The 16035-nt window shown below is 34.0% G+C and carries 8 protein-coding genes; all 8 read right to left on the reverse strand.

The genetic code is table 11. The features are described 5' to 3' along the window. Positions 1-80: 80 nt before the first annotated feature. Entirely contained in the window at positions 81-4118 is a 4038-nt protein-coding gene (locus ACNFIH_RS02580) for a hybrid sensor histidine kinase/response regulator transcription factor (RefSeq protein WP_426485353.1), read from the reverse strand. Positions 4119-4176: 58 nt separating this feature from the next. Then, complete coding sequence (locus ACNFIH_RS02585; RefSeq protein ID WP_426485354.1) at positions 4177-6006, reverse strand: metallophosphoesterase family protein; 1830 nt, start codon at positions 6004-6006, stop codon at positions 4177-4179. A gap of 238 nt (positions 6007-6244) precedes the next feature. Next, positions 6245-7015 (reverse strand): DUF4861 family protein, encoded by a 771-nt coding sequence (locus ACNFIH_RS02590; RefSeq protein WP_426485355.1) that lies wholly within the window; start codon positions 7013-7015, stop codon positions 6245-6247. Positions 7016-7178: 163 nt separating this feature from the next. After that, a complete protein-coding gene (locus ACNFIH_RS02595; RefSeq protein WP_426485356.1) occupies positions 7179-8975 on the reverse strand; it encodes a hypothetical protein in 1797 nt (598 codons plus the stop codon). An 85-nt stretch (positions 8976-9060) separates the two neighbouring features. Beyond that, positions 9061-9627: a hypothetical protein gene (locus ACNFIH_RS02600; RefSeq protein ID WP_426485357.1), complete on the reverse strand. Its 567-nt coding sequence runs from the start codon at positions 9625-9627 to the stop codon at positions 9061-9063. 12 nt (positions 9628-9639) lie between these two features. Next, complete coding sequence (locus ACNFIH_RS02605) at positions 9640-11916, reverse strand: GH92 family glycosyl hydrolase (protein WP_426485358.1); 2277 nt, start codon at positions 11914-11916, stop codon at positions 9640-9642. 66 nt (positions 11917-11982) lie between these two features. Further along, positions 11983-14289, reverse strand: a complete 2307-nt coding sequence (locus tag ACNFIH_RS02610; RefSeq protein ID WP_426485359.1) for a GH92 family glycosyl hydrolase — start codon at positions 14287-14289, stop codon at positions 11983-11985. 125 nt (positions 14290-14414) lie between these two features. Further along, complete coding sequence (locus tag ACNFIH_RS02615) at positions 14415-16025, reverse strand: RagB/SusD family nutrient uptake outer membrane protein (RefSeq protein WP_426485360.1); 1611 nt, start codon at positions 16023-16025, stop codon at positions 14415-14417. Positions 16026-16035: the final 10 nt, after the last annotated feature.

Raw genomic sequence — 16035 nt, forward strand, 5'->3', positions numbered from 1 at the left:
TTAGAGAATTAAATGGACTAATTCGTCAAAAACATGGATAGATTCTAACCAAATTAATTGATTTACAATACATTACAAAATCAACCCGTAATTAACTTGCTTGGCGGGAAACCAAACTGCTTTTTAAAACAGCGGCTGAAATAAAGAGGATCATTAAAGCCAACTAATTCTGTAACTTCAGAAACATTGTATCTTTTTGTTTTCAAAAGTTGTGCAGCTTTTTTCAATCGTATGGTTCTAATAAATTCGTTTGGAGCCAAATCTGTAAGCTCTTTAATTTTTCGATAGAGTTTTGAAGAACTTACACCTAATTTATCACAAAGGAATTCCGTAGACAATTCAACCTCGCTCAAATTATCGTTTATCAAACCTGTGATTTTTTCCATAAATTCTTCATCAATAGGAGAATGTGTAAGCAAACCCACTTTACTTTCTACTTCGCCTGAGAATTTTTCTTTTAACTCTAATCTCGATTTAATAATATTTTCAATCACCGTTTTTAGCAATGAAGGCTCAAACGGCTTTACAATATAACCGTCGGCACCAACTCCGTAACCACGAACCTTATCATCATTTTCAGAAAGCGCAGTCAATAAAATAACCGGAATATGACTGATAAATTCGTCTCTTTTCAATTCCTCACAAAATTCTAGTCCGTCCATTACGGGCATCATAACGTCTGCCACACAAAGGATTGGTTTAATTTGTCTGCATAATTTCAGACCTTCCATTCCGTTTTCGGCTTCGTAGACTTTGTAATAATCAGATAAATAATCTACCAGATATTTTCTTAGTTCGGTATTGTCTTCTACGACTACTATTTTCTGTTTTAGTTCTGTATTCTGGAGAATTTTTTTCACCGTTTTCTCCGGAATAGACATGCTCTGATTATCATTTTTCAACACAAATTCAAATGCTTCTTTATCACTGTAACAACTGCGATCGATTGGCAATTCAACAGTGAAGATACTTCCTTCACCTTCTGTACTTTCTAATTTAATTGTTCCTTTATGAAGCGCCACTAAAGATTTCACCAATGATAAACCAATTCCAGATCCCGTATTTTGATCCTTATTGCCTTTAACCTGATAAAAACGCTTGAAAATTTTCTCTTGACTTTTTAACGGAATTCCAATTCCATCATCACTTACTTCAATAATTAATCTGCCTTCTTCTCCATCTTTAAGCCTCATGAACAAATCTACATTTCCGAATTTATTGGTAAACTTTAAAGCATTGGATAATAGATTGTATAAAATTTTATCATACTTATCATTATCAATCCAGCCCGTTAGATTTTCGTTTTCGGTATTAAAATTTAATGTGATGTTTTTATTGTAAGCCAGTTCTTTAAACGATTCAAAGATGTTTTTTGAATACGAAATAATATCTGTCTCCGAAACTTTAAGTTTTAATTCGCCAGCCTGAGCGCGCCTAAAATCCAAAACCTGATTTACCAGATTCAGCATTCGACTTGCATTTTGATGAATCAAATTGTATCTGCTTTTTTGGTAATCGCTTGCATTTCCTTCTTCTAATAATTGTTTGGCGGGGCCTAAAATTAAAGTCAAAGGTGTTCTTAATTCGTGTGAAATATTGGTAAAAAAACGAAGCTTTTCATTGTTGAGTTTAATATCCTGTTCTCGCTTAATTTTTTCAGTCAATAATTCTTGTTTTAAGCGAATACGGTTTCTAATTTCTTTTCGAACAAAATAAAAGATAACCGACAAAAGTATTAGAAACAGAAATAAAGCAAATGGCGTTAACCAAAAAGGAGGCTGAATTACGATTTCATAAGAAACTACTTTGCTCCAATGTCCATCGCTATTACTTGATCTGATCTTAAAAGTATAAGTTCCCGGATAAAGATTGGTGTACTGAACCGTTCTCGAACTGCTATTAGTCGTAATCCAATCTTTATCAAAACCTTCCAACATATATTCAAACTTATTGAGCTTTTCGTTTGTAAAAGAAGGCGTTGAAAATTGGAGTGAAAAATCGCGATTTTTATAATTCAGTTCTATCTTTTTGCTGTAATTCAAATCAGATGAAAGCGGTACTTGTCCGTTAATTTCCGTTCCCGGAACAATCTCTTCATTCTGAATTTTAAATTCGGTAATTACTGGCGATGGCGACCATTTATTATTGATTATTTTATCCAACGAAAAATAAATAATGCCGTTTTTAGTCCCTAAATAAATATTGGAACTATTAAAGTTGAAAAAACTACTTGAACTAAAAACATCTAATCTGTTGCCACTTTTTACATGATAAACGTTTACATCTTTTAAATTCGAATTAAGTCTTGCTACTGTATTGTTGTTGATATTTAGCCACAAATTTCCCTTACTGTCTGATAACATATCGGTTATCCAGTTTCCAGATAATTCTTTCGGATTTGTAAGCGGAATGAAATTATCTTTTGAAGCGGAATAAAGACATAACCCAACACGCGTTGAAGCCCAGATTCTCCCTTTACTATCAACTAAAACATCACTAATATTATCATCATGCGGTATGCCTTTTTCTTTAGCATAAAGCGATTTATAGATTTTTATATTACCTGTTTTTGTATTGTATTTTGCTACGCCGGTTTCAGTCGCAATCCAGACATTATTGTTTTTGTCTTTTTCAATGGCATTAATTTGAAAACCAGGAAGCAATTTACCCGTAGCACTTTGTACTTGCAATGTTTGCGTATTCAATATCACAGCTCCTTCTCCAAAAGAGCCAATCATAATGGTCTGATCTCCAATCTTGCTAAAAGCAAAAACTGGTGTCGTATTAAACCCAACATTTACTTCTTTTGAAGAATTCGTCACATAATTATACACCAAAACATTTCCATTCCAGAGTCCGCAGTAAAATATTTTTCCGTCATCAGAATAAATACTTACCATGTCTTTTTTGTTGTTGTATAATGGTGCAAAACCTTTTGCAGTAGATATAAAAAGCCCGTCGTGTCTTGTTTCGACAATTACTTTTCCATCATAAGTTTTTGCAAACCCTCTAATTCTAGGAGACTGATTTCCAATATAATGCGAAATATCTTTATTGAGAATAAATTGGTTTTCATACGGATCATATTTGTCCAATCCATCTTCGGTTCCAATCCATAAAACGCCTGAAGCATCAAAATATAAAGCCGATACCAAATTGTCAACTATCGAAGTATCATCAGACAATATCGAATAATACCATTTGTAATTTCCTTTTTGAATGTCTTCTAACTGATTGCAAACCAATAAACCACCAAGTGTTCCAACCCAATATTTTCCATCTGGAGCTTTGGCAACCGACAAGAAATATGGCCCTAAATTATTTCTGATTTCTTTATTTTCAATATAAAGATTTACAAACTTATTTGCTGCTTTATCCAGTTTATAAAGACCTTCGCGGGTTCCTATAAAAATATCCGATTTTGCATCTTCATAAATAAAATTGATGTATGGATTTTTTTCTGCTGAATTGGGAACCAATAAAGTATAATTATTTATGCGAACAATTTCACCTTTCGCATCTAAAGTAATTTTTGCGACCGATCCGGTTTCATAACTTCCAACCCAGATTCCGCCGTTTTTATCTTCAAAAATTTCATTTACATATTGAAATCCCGGAATCGAAACTTTCTCAAAACGGTTTTCTTTTTGAAAAAAGATATAAACTCCTTTGGTTTTGGTTCCTACCCAAATCCTTTTGAATTTATCTACATGTACTGCTCTAATTTCTTCATCAGGCAAACTTTTTGGATTGTTTGTCTGAGGCAAAAATGTTGTAAATTCATTAGTATCAATTTTGTAACGTGTCAGACCTTTTCTAGTACCAATCCATAAAATGTTTGAACTTTCATCGAGATCTAAAGCCGTAATATCATCATTATGCAATCTGTTTTCGCTTGGTGAAGAACTCATGTATTTTTTAAACTGATATCCGTCAAAACGATTCAGCCCAGAGAAAGTCCCAAACCACAAAAAACCTTTTTTATCCTGAACAATATGGCGCACAGAGTTGTGTGACAGTCCGTTGTTGTCATTATAATGATCAAATTTAATATTCTGAGAATGAGAATAATAACCAATAATCAAACAAAAGAATAATATAAAGGAATTCTGTTTCATAAAAGGAATTATATATGCAAGCTAATTATTTTTAAGCATTAAAAATCTTAAGATTCATTTAAGGTTTTATGCGCTCAATTGTGTTATTTTTTAAGTTGATTTTAAAATGATTTGAAGGCTGGCTGTTCATTGTTTTTAAAAATATTTTTGCCCATAAAATCAGTTTTTCATCGTTAGATTTTTCAAGTTGTTTGCAGACGATTTCATATTGTTTCAATCTGTTTAAACCAATTTCGGGAGCCGCTAATTCATCTGCATTTTTTAATCTGTAAAAATCAAAAATCATATCCCGACCTTTCCATGATTCAAAATTTTGAAGCGCTAAATTACTCGCCGATATTTCTTTTTCTATTTCTGAAGTATTTTTATTGATCTCTAATAAATCTTTACCTGAAAGATTTGCAAACGACGCTAAAAATGCGGTCGGAAAATCTTCTGGCAAAAATCGAAGACGTACTAATTCTTTTAAATGCCATTGTGTAAAATCTTCATAATTTTTGGTTTTCAAAATATCTTTATTCCAAATATTTAGGCTTTTTATATCTTGTAAATGCGCATATTCTGCTTCATAAAAAGGAAACAAACTACTAAATTTTGGAACAGAACCAACCACTACAGTTTCTATCTCAAAATCAGAATTTGAATGTATGGTAAGTATCTTATAAGCTGGTTTGTAAGCTGCCAATGATGGCGTCTGAATATTGAATAATGTATTGCCGTTTGCCGATGTTTTCACTCCAGTATCGTTAATATGCATGTGTCCGCCAAAGTGAATCTGAATGCCTGCATCCGCAAATATTTGCGCCACTTCTTCTGCAGGAACTCTTGATAATTGCATTTTATCTGAACCAAAAAGCTGCTTCATTTCCGTCGAAGCATTATCGTTAAAATCAACCATTGGATAATGACTAAAAGCAATCAGAATTTTTCCTTTTTGTTTGGCTTCCGCCGAAACTTTTTTAATCCATTCAATCAAATGTTTTTTATAAATAAGAACGTTATTATAACCAATGCTTGCTCCCGAAAAATCATTCGGATTATTGGATAAACCCGATAACTTTTCGTTTGGAACATAAGCATTTGCATCAATCGCCAAAAGCCATATTCCTTTTGTTGGTTCAACCAAATAACTTGCATCCGGAAGAAATAAATTGGTGTCTTTTACAGCATAAATTCGCTTTTCTAATGCCGATTCTTTTACTGCTTTATCAAAATTATAATTATCATATGAATAATTTGAAAAAGGAGTTTCCCAATACAAATATTCTTTTTTTGGAAAGAATCCGAAACTAGCCATTTCATTCAAAGTCTCTTTGTAGCCTCCATTTTTCATATCAGATGTAATAATGGGTTCTAACTGATTTTCTTTCGTTTTTAAAATAGTTTTAGAACTGCTGATAATTTGTTCGTTCCCATCTTTTCCCAAAAAATCAGTTTTAGCGGCGTCCTGAGCAAACGGTTTTGGAGCATCATGATTTCCGGTTGTTACAAAAAATGATATCCCGTATTTTTTTGAATAAGAATCAAGAATTTTTCTTAATCCACGTATATGAACGGGCTGCCCGTCATCGCTGAAATCACCCGGAAGCGCAACTTGTTTAATGCCTCTTTTTGCAATATCGTCCAGAGCCGCAATAAAGGCAAAATAATTTTCATTGAATATTCGGGTCGAATGCACTTGTGAGTTCATCGTTCTAATATTGGCATATTCGCCAGTCATAGGATTCTTAATTCCTTGATAATTATTATCCTGAAATTTCCCGAAAATGTCACCTAAATGCGCATCGGCAATAAAAGCAATTTGTTGCGGTTTTCTTTCTTCTGGTTGTTTAATTTTACATCCATGCAAGGCAAACAAAAGCAATATTAAGCACGATATTCTAAGCATGTAATTTTATTCTTTTTTATGACTATTCGTTATTTGTACTAATTTTTAAAATGGCACACGGATGACACGGATGACACGGATTTAAACTGATAAAAACGGATTTTTATATTAAATCGGTGAAAATCCGTTTAATCCGCGTTATCTGCGTGCTTTTTAAGTTATTAGTATGCTAAGCAGACATTCATATTTTTTATATAAACCTATGTTTTAAACATTTGCACAACGAAACGTCACTACACTATTTTATGAAGGCTTCCAATTTATCCAAAGTGTTTAATTCTTGTTCTCTGGCGCTTGAAGAAATGATTTGGGTTTCTAAATTTTTAGTTGGTTTAGAAATTAGCAGATACTGTGTTCCATCATCTTTCGTTTTTTCATAATCTTTAGGATTATATTTAATTGCAGCTCCAATTTCAATAACTTCGGCGGCAACATCTTCAGGGTGTTTTCCCCAAACAGCAATATAATTTGCTCCTTTTTTAGTTTGAAAATCTTTAAAATAATTTACTCCAGTAGCAAATTGCACTTTTTCTCCAGTTAAACTAACAGCTTCAACTTTAGCTTCTCTTTTTCCTGAAAATACAGTTACACGAACTAAAATATCCACTTTTTTTCCTTTATACGGAACTCCTTTTGAAATCATTTCCATCCATGAAGTTGTATCTGTTTTTCCAACGCGTGCCAAACGATTTGTTACCGGATTTAATGGAACTAATTTTTCTCCATCCCAAAGTTTTACACCTCCTAATCCTACAGTTGATGCCACTTTATAATAATCAGCTCCCCAACCTTCCTTTTGCTGTTCTGGTGTTGGATACCAATGTGCCGCTTTCAATTCTAAACCTGGTTTTGCTTTAGAATAAACATCGATTGCCACTTTATCACTAAAATATATTCTCAAAGCCATCCATTCATTTTCGACTGCTGGTCCGTGATGTCCAATTGTTTGATATAAATCACCTGATTCTGAGCCTATGTCAGTCAAATAGGTAATTTTATCAGACTTCATATACAAACTTGTGTCGGTTTTATTTTGTGAAAAACAAACACAACTAAACATAAGGGCGGTCATCAATGATAATTTCATAATTTCAATTATTTATAGTTTAAAGTTTAATTCTCGTAAATTTAAACTAACATTTTAATACTTTCACTATTACGCAAACGATTTCTCAAGAAATAGTCATTTTGTGATAAAACGGTGTAAATCCGGTAATGTAAACATGTTCTCCACTAGTACGCAGACTGCCTTGATGGTAGGTATATTCTTCGCTGTCTAAATTTTCTACATTATAATGCTCACATTTTCCGGGACCAAATTGTATTGTATTTCCATTGGCTACAATTTCTCCAGATCCAGATTTTAGAAAATAGTTCTTTTTTACATCCTGTTCTGCTCCTTTAATTATAGTTCTTTCACTAAAGCACATTTCAATGGTAACTTCAACATTTGGCGGACCTTCTACTTTAAAATCTAAATTTAAAGTGCCATTATTCTCGGTGATTTCAATTACTGTAGTTTGCAATTTTACATTGCTGTTAACTCGCGAATCAAAATCCATTTTATTCCAAAAACGGCCATCTGGCGAAGGTGATAATTTATAATCGCCATCGGCTTTTCGAAATTCTGGCGCAAGAGGCTGGTAATAATCGCCTTCTTTAGTCTCTTTCAAAATATATTTGTTTCCTTCTTTTACAATTCCGTCACTGCTAAAATATCCCAATCTAAAGAATGAAGTAGAAAGACGCATATATTTTAAGATTGCATCGCCTTTTCGATACATCAAAAAATTTGGATTTGAAGATCTTCCCGAAACAACTTGCAAAGGTTTATCATTTCCTCCAAATAATGTCATCGAAGCTTTTCCGCGTCTGATTCTCGCTAAATTTGAAACTGCAAAATATTTTTCGAAATCATTTGCAACTTTGCCTTCAATAGGAATCTCTCTTTGGAGCTCTGGATTTTCCATAAAAAACGCTAAAGAATCTGGAAGAATATCACTGGTAAATTCTGGAAGACTTTCGATAAGTTTAACCATGTACGCGAACATCGGATTCTTGGTATGAATAGCCATGTAACGGTACTGCAGATAAAATTTATTTACTTTGATATTCATAAATTGATCCTGTCTTTTTGAATCAACTGTTACCAAATCGCCATTTGTTTCGGTGTAATAGAAATAAGTAGTCAAATTTTTATTTACGATATCCAATAACTGCGGACGATTCAGCAATCGTGCCATCGTAATTAGTGCTTTGTCAATTACGGCAGAATATACTCCGCTTCGCTCTGAATAATGTCCATCTTCATTGAGATAAATTCCTTCGGCGAGCCATTGGTCAATTCTTTGCACATATCTTTTATCTGGGTAAAGTGAATTTATACTTGCAAGAGCCGCACAAATTACCCATCGGTGATTTGGAGTGTGAACACCGCCGGTTGTCATTGCTTCACCGGCGTTCTGTATAAACTTTTTTAATTTGTCTTTTATCTCTGTCAGCTCTTTTTGTTTATTACTATTTAGTAAAACTGCTGCTGGACAAATGTATTCTAAAATAAAAGCAGTATCTGGAGGCGATTGTCTGTTTCCTCCGGCGTCAAGTGTACCATCACTGTATTGTTCTTTTAATAAAATATCAACAACCTGATTTAACTTTTGAGCTACAGATTCTGATTTATAATATTCGGATTTTGAATTGGATATCGAAGCTGCCAAAACTGTAACAGCACCTGCTATTGGGCGAAAATTACTGATTCTGATTCCCGGTTCTGTCAGCTCTTTATTTAATAAGGTTTTAACTTTGGCATCATTGCTCAAAATGAGCTTTTGCATCAATAAAAAATCTTCTTTTGAAGGATTATTATTTGAAAAAAAATCATTGGCAAAAGCTAAGTCACTTACTAAAGTTCCTGCCAGCGAAAGGCTTCCTAGCCTAAGAAATTCTCCACGGCTCATTTGATTTTTCATAAAATCTCATTTTGGTTGTGATAGTTAATAGTTTGTGTGCCGAATTGTAAAACCATTGGTCAGATGGTTCTTTTTTTTTGATAAATTATTTATCTACAATTTTCACAAGCGTAAAATTTATTCCTAAAGGATTTTCGGTTATTTTACAGATTAAAGGAAAATCCGGATTCTTGATAATCCACATTTCGGTTTTATCAATTTGAGCTAAAACGTGATAAGCATCAATTGTTTTTCCATCTAAAATCACATTGCCATTATCTGTTTTTTCATCTAAAACATACGTAGTATTATTGTAAACGAACTTCTTGTTTTTTACTAAATCCTGATAAGTTGATTGAGAAATCATAAAAAATGTCTCATTAGGTTTTAATGCTAAAACAGGTGAAAATTCGCCTTGATTAAAACTTAAAGCATTTCCATTTTTTAATGCTTTTTGGCTTATAATAATACTGCTTTTTACTCCTCTTGTTTCTAAATCAAACACAAGCGTATCTTTCGCCGTTTTGGTTAAGAGTGTTAAAGATCGTGTTTGTCCATGCAATTTGCAGACGTAACTTAACTCTGTATTGTTCTTAATTGAAGGAACGTAATTTTGTGAAAATCCTAATTGAAATATTGCACAAAAAAGGATTGCTAAAATTGTATTTTTCATGTGCTGAATATTTTATTTTTTTGGCGGTAAAATTGTTGTTCCCCAATTTGAAGGTTTTGAGTCCATTTCATAACTTAGTTCCCCGCCTTTCATAATATCATCGTGAGAAATCCATGCTTTGCTGTATGGTTTTCCGTTTAAAGTTGCCGACTTTATATATTTATTTTTATTGCTCATATTCTTAGCCGTAATCTTAAACTGATTTCCATTTTCCAATTGAATAGTTGTTTCTTTAATAAATGGCACGTTCAGCAAATAATACGGCTGACCAGCATTTGGGTATAATCCCATCATGTGAAAAGCAAGCCATGAAGACATTGCTCCCGAATCATCGTTTCCAGGTAAACCTTCAGCAGAAGTATTGAAATTATTCGTGATAATTTCGTGAATTCTATCACTGCTCAAATACGGTTTTCCTATCCAATGATACAAACAAGGCGTTAAAAAGGAAGGTTCGTTGGCAACATTATACAATTTTGAATCAAAAAAGATGTCCAGTCTCTTTTTGAAAGCTTCTTCACCTCCTGATTTGCGAACAAGTTCAGGTACATCATGAGGAATGCTGAAGGAGTATTCCCAAGAAGTTGCTTCGTAGAAAAACACGCACCAATGACAAACATACCAAGGCGACTCAATAATTACGGGAGTATATCTAAATGTTGGTTTTTGAATTTTTGATTCTCCAAAAACAATATCATCCAGCCAATTTCCTGAAGCATCTTTTGGCATAATAAATCCTTTGGCTCCATTATTTTCATAATCAGAACGCCATAAATTTTGCCAGCTGTCAGCTTGTTTCATGTACTGATTATATAAATCATTATAACCCAATCCTTTTGCTACAGTCGCAATATTGTAATCATTATAGGAGAAATCAATCGTCATATTTCCTGCTCGAGGAACATTATAAGGCACATAACCCAAACGTAAATATTCCATTAATCCTCCTCTTCCTTCTTTTTCTTCATTTCCTCCGGGAGGAACAGTAGCATCTTTCAACATTGCTTTTAATGCCAATTCGTAATCAATTCCTTTAAGGTTTTTCACAAAAGCATCTGCCACGACAACCTCAGCATTAGAACCGCCTTGTGTACGGCCATTATCATTTCCGCTTCTGCCTTCGGGCATATAACCGTCTCTTTTGTAAATATTCAGCATCGCATTTACAATTTCAACTTGGCGCTTAGAATCAATTAATGAAATCAGAGGACTTGAACTTCTGAAAGTATCCCAAATGCAATAAAAATCATCGTAATAAGGCTCATCGTTCGTCCATAAAGGGTTTTCGCCAGTTCTGTTTACTGGCGCGAGCATAGTGTGGTATAAGCCTGTATAAAACATTTTTTTATACTCCAAAGATGTATCTGAGGACAGTTTGATTCGGCTTAACAAAAGCTCCCATTTATTTTCTAAACTTGTTAATACAGCATTAAAATCCCAATGCGGAATTTCAACCTCAATGTTATTTTTTGCTTTTAATTCGCTCAGGAACGAGATTCCGATTTTTACATTCAATTCCTGTTTTCCTTCTTTTCCGAAAGAAAGCAATGCCGCTGTTTTTTTCCCAGAATCAAATTGAGCCGATTTATCGCTATAAAATTTTCCATCTTTCCAAGTAACGTATTTTGCAATTGGCTGATCAAAAGTAGCCCAGAAATAAACCGTATAAGCACGCCCGTTATTCCATCCGCCACGAATTCTACTATAGCCTCGAACTTCATGATCGGAAACAATTTCGATTTGTGAACCTACAAACTGCTGCGCTTCTCTTCCGTCTGGTTCAGGTGATTCTCCCAAGAAAAAACCCGGATCGATTTTTAAATCTTTAGATGCATTTTTAGGATACGTAATTCGGTAAAACGAAGCTTTTTCAGCTGTTGTTATTTCTGTTTTGATATTATTTTCTTTGAAAACAGTTTCATAATATCCCAATTTTACATTTTCTTCAGCTCTATACGAAGTTTGATCCAGTTTGTCTAAAGTTCCTGAAAATGGCATAATTTGGATATTCCCATATTTAGGACCTCCACCCGTTCCGCTAACATGAACTTGACTAAATCCTGTTACTTCTTTTGGCAAAGCAAGCCATCCGCTGTTTGAATTTACCGTACAATCCGGGCTCGGTTTTACCATTCCGTATGGACAAGAAGGTCCGACGAAAACCCTACCAACACCTTCAGAACCAATCATAGGATCTACGTTATTGTGAACCTGGTTTTGTGCATTAATCGCAAGTGTGAAAAATGATGATATTCCTAAAAAAAGTATAGCCTTAGTATATTTTTTCATTTGCATTTTTTATACTTTAATTGTTGTTTTAATCGTATTGAGAATATTTACTTTAAAAATTTGATATTATGGCTTGTTCGCCATTTCTAAAATTAATTCGCCTCCGCCTGTAATGTCATTGTGCGAAATTGTGAAATTCTCAACAGGTTTAGTATTGAATTTTGTTTTGCTTATATAAATATTTTCGGCGCTGTTATTAACAGCTTCGATTACAAACTTTTTGCCTTTGTAATAATCAGGATTTAATTGAATGGACACTTTATTAAAAATAGGACTTCCTATTTGATACACTGGATTTTCATCTGTTCCGCCATTCATTTGAAACAAACCCATCTTGAGCAATACGTTTAAACTTCCCATCAAACCTTGATCTTCATCGCCATTATATCCCGTTGTTGGAGATAATCCGCTGAAGGTTTCTTTTACGACTTCACGAGTCCAATATTGCGTTAAATCTGGTCTTCCAATCAAATTAAAAACAAAAGAGGTTTGAATGGAAGGCTGATTTCCAAAGTTAATTGGAATTCGGCTAAACTCGGGATGTAATTCGGCATCATGCGAAGTGCCTGAGGTAAATTTCTGTTTTTTAGCCGTTTGAAATTGCGTATTTAATTTTTCTACTGCTTTTTCATTTCCGCCCATCAATTTAATCAAACCGTCAATATCATGCGGTACAAACCAAGTTGCTTGTGCGCCATTGGCTTCTATAAAACCATTTTCATATTTATACGGATCGTAATTAGCAAGCCATTTTCCATCAACATTTTTAGGACGCATCCATCCTGATGATTGATCAAAAACATTTTGATAATTTTGAGACCTAGCTAAAAAGTACTTATAGTCATCTTGATGATTTAATTTCTTTGCCAATTGAGCTAAAGTCCAATCCTGATACGCATATTCTAATGTTTGGCTGGCACCGTCTTGATGACTTCCAAATTGTCCTTCAGGAAGCGGATAAGGAACATATCCTTTTTCTAAATAATATTTTAATCCTCCTCCACTATTTGTATTATGTTCATATCCAGCTTTTCCCATAATACCATTCAGCATATGATTTTTCTTCAAAGCAATATAAATCGATTCTAAATCATCTTTTACAATTCCTTTTTGAATGGCTGTGACAATAAATGGCGTAGTAGATGCTCCCGTCATTACATAAGTATCATTTCCTCCGGCTGGACCACGCGGAATCATTCCGCCATCTTTATAATATTGCATTAAGGAATGTACAAAATCATCCATGATTTCAGGATAAGCAAGTCCCCAAAGCGTATTGATTGTCCATTGAGCGCCCCAAAACGAATCGGAATTGTATTGATTGAATTTTGGCTTTCCTTTTGCATCAATTGGTAATTGTCCAATTCTGAATTTTTCTCCCGTATTATCCGGATAGGCGCCATTTGCATCGCTTATCATTTTTCTTCCCTGCAAAGCATGCCAAAGATCGGTATAAAATCTTCTTTGATCCTTTTCAGTACCGCCTTCTATTTTAATTCTTCCAAGAAGACTATTCCATTCTTCACGCGATGCTTCAGCTATTTTGTCAAAATCCCAATGTGGTAATTCTTCCTGAATATTAAGTGACGCATTTTCAATAGAAGTATAAGAAATACCCACTTTCATCAATATTTTTTTATCGGAATTACCGAAGTTAACCAAGTAATTTCCAGTTTTAGAATCTTTCTCAACAGAACTTATCGGTGCATTTAATTTAATTTTGAAGAATACTTTTACCGGTTTTGGGCGTCTGAAATTGGTGCTTAAAACCAATGAACCTGAAAGTTCATTATCGTTATTCTTTTCTAATATGCCATCTGTATTTTCGCATGGTCCTAAAATCGTATTCAGATTCAAAAGAATTGCTTTTTGAGCATTTGCAGGAAAAGTATATCTATGAAAACCAACTCTTTTTGTACTCGTCAGTTCTGAAGTAATTTGGTATCTGTCCAATATTACCAAGTGATAACCAGGAGTTATTTTTTCTGTGTCATGACTAAATTTAGAATAAAAATCTTTAAAAATCTCTTTTCTATTTTCGTTAGAAACCACAACCGGCATTACTGAAAGTCCTGACAATTGCCATTCATGAACATGGCTGAATCCTTTTATGGTGTCTCTGTCAAATTTATAACCACATCCCCAATCACCATTAATTTCTGTGTCGGGACTTAAATTTACCATACCAAATGGACGGCTAGCGGATGAAAAATAAAACCATCTTGAGTTTTGAGTATCAAGCAAAGGATACACCTTATCTACCAATTGATTTTTTTGGAGATAAGCTGTTTTCTCACTTTGGCACGATACTAAAAAAATAAGACATAAACTTATTCCTAAATATCCAATTTTATAAATTTTACTTAATTCCATTATTTTGTCCTAAAAAAGTTTTGAACTTTGGATTTGCTGCTTTTAATAAAAAAGGAGAAGAATTTTTGCTCTTCCTCTCCTTTTTATAACTATTACAATTTGTGTTTTTAGCTTATTTTTTTGTCTTAATAACCAGGATTCTGGTCTAACTTAGGATTTAAAGCTTTGGCGTAAGTTGGAATTGGAAATATACGACGTGTAGGATCGGCGTTTGTTTTAAAGCCCCATTGACCTTCGTATTTACCAAAACGAATCATGTCATTTCTATGCCATGCTTCCCATGCAAATTCACGGGATCTTTCTTTATACAGATCATCTAATGTTACAGCAGTCCATGCCGCAGATGTTGAACGATTAGAACGAACCATGTTTACCAACGAAACAGCTGTATGTCCAAGAGTGGCATTTCCTCCACGAAGAATAGCTTCGGCTTTCATCAAAATAACATCTGAATAACGTAAAAATGGAACATCGTTATTTTGGTTACGGCTAGTTGAAGTATTATCAGGATAAAATTTAATGTTTCTATACCCCATATTCCATGCAATTTCATCATTACCACAATCAAACAAAGATGCATTCTGACGAAGAACAATATCAGGAGTTAAGTTTACCTGATATGTATATGCTGCGCCACCATCAGATCCTGTATAGAATTGGTCATACCCTTTCTTTGTTGTAGTAACCATTACCGGAGTAACACCGTCATTCATGTATTGCAAACCAGTCAACCATTGTTTATTACGAATATCATTAACATCATTAAAATAAGCATAAAATGAAGGCAACGTACTTCTAGGTGCGCTAGGTGTAAATGGAAGACCAAATTTAGTTCTTTCAGAACGTGGCACATCATAACGAGCATGATACATTTGTCCATTGAAACCTACTGATGTAGCGGCAGGATCAAAAGGTACAGCAAAAATAAATTCTTTCATTTGCGGTCCATTATTTGGATAGAACATCTGAAGATAAGTTGCTCTAGGCTCAATAACATACAAACCAGAATTAATTACAGCATCAGCAGCAGCAATACAATCATTGTAACGTTGCGTTCCTGTATAAACCTCAGCATTTAAATACAATTTAGCAAGCATTGCATTTGCTGTTTGTTTATTTGGTCGACCATATGTTGTTATTCCAGATGCAGGATTTAAATTAGGAATAGCATTTTTTAATTCTTTTTCAATGAAATTAAAAACTTCAGTCCTACTAGATCTCTCTTTAGAACTAAATTCTCCAAATACAGTATCTAATGGCACACCTCCATAAGAATCCATCAACATAAAATAACTGATAGCACGCATTGTTTTTAATTCAGAAATCATAGTTGATTTTTCTGCACCTTTAGGCATGTTTTTATCTAGAATAGCAATGGTTTGATTACTTGTTCCAATAACTTTTTCTGCCCAATCCCACGGTCCAACTCCATTATCTGCAGTCCAATCATGATAATGCTGACAAGCATAACCTCTGTTATCAAACCAGTTTCCTCCACGTGCAGGCATAATGGCCTCATCAGTAGTTAGTGACTGTGACCACCACCAGGAAAATGCAAAATCGCCACGAAAAGCAGCATAAACTGCACCAGATGATTGAATATATTGTGCCGAATTCTGAGGAAATACGTCTGGCGTTAATTGTGTCGTAATTGGCACCTCAAGATCGTCGCAAGAACTTACTAAACCACCAGCCACAAGAAGAGGAAGTGCTAAATATTTAAGTATATTTTTCATAGTTTTTACA

This window comes from Flavobacterium sp. 2 (assembly GCF_049949195.1).
Taxonomy (GTDB): Bacteria; Bacteroidota; Bacteroidia; order Flavobacteriales; family Flavobacteriaceae; genus Flavobacterium.

Excerpts from the sequence above, each read along its gene's own strand:
- ACNFIH_RS02590 (WP_426485355.1), bottom strand. The coding sequence starts at position 7,015 with ATGAAGTCTGATAAAATTACCTATTTGACTGACATAGGCTCAGAATCA.
- ACNFIH_RS02585 (WP_426485354.1), bottom strand. The coding sequence starts at position 6,006 with ATGCTTAGAATATCGTGCTTAATATTGCTTTTGTTTGCCTTGCATGGA.
- ACNFIH_RS02610 (WP_426485359.1), bottom strand. The coding sequence starts at position 14,289 with ATGGAATTAAGTAAAATTTATAAAATTGGATATTTAGGAATAAGTTTA.
- ACNFIH_RS02615 (WP_426485360.1), bottom strand. The coding sequence starts at position 16,025 with ATGAAAAATATACTTAAATATTTAGCACTTCCTCTTCTTGTGGCTGGT.
- ACNFIH_RS02580 (WP_426485353.1), bottom strand. The coding sequence starts at position 4,118 with ATGAAACAGAATTCCTTTATATTATTCTTTTGTTTGATTATTGGTTAT.
- ACNFIH_RS02600 (WP_426485357.1), bottom strand. The coding sequence starts at position 9,627 with ATGAAAAATACAATTTTAGCAATCCTTTTTTGTGCAATATTTCAATTA.
- ACNFIH_RS02605 (WP_426485358.1), bottom strand. The coding sequence starts at position 11,916 with ATGAAAAAATATACTAAGGCTATACTTTTTTTAGGAATATCATCATTT.
- ACNFIH_RS02595 (WP_426485356.1), bottom strand. The coding sequence starts at position 8,975 with ATGAAAAATCAAATGAGCCGTGGAGAATTTCTTAGGCTAGGAAGCCTT.